At 76.4% G+C, this 271-nt stretch carries 1 protein-coding gene; it reads right to left on the bottom strand.

Annotated features, from left to right (window positions below; genetic code table 11):
- On the bottom strand, positions 1 to 271 hold a 271-nt coding region (locus SB717_RS35935), incomplete at both ends, for a hypothetical protein (protein WP_410907762.1).

The following is a 271-nucleotide window of genomic DNA, read 5'->3' as shown; positions in this document are numbered from 1 at the left end:
AGGGCGAACGGCCGCTCCTCGACGCGGGCGCGGCTGAGCGCGGCGGTCAGCTCGGCGCGGATACGGCGGCGCTCGACCGGGTCGGTCATGCTGTCCACGGCGTCGAGCGCGAGCAGCTGCGGCCGGCTGGCGAGCGCGTGCCGGAGGTCGTCGACCGGCGTCTCGGCGGCATCCATCCGAACGACGGAGGTGCGCGAGCGGACCGCGGAACCGCGGGTGGGGAGGACGAAGCCGGCGACCTTGACGGTGCCCTGGTCGACGCGGGTGCGGC

This window comes from Priestia sp. SIMBA_032 (assembly GCF_046535215.1).
Taxonomy (GTDB): domain Bacteria; phylum Bacillota; class Bacilli; order Bacillales; family Bacillaceae_H; genus Priestia; species Priestia aryabhattai.
The sequence above is the reverse complement of the archived record's forward strand: the minus strand, read 5'-3'. Positions and strand labels throughout refer to the sequence as shown.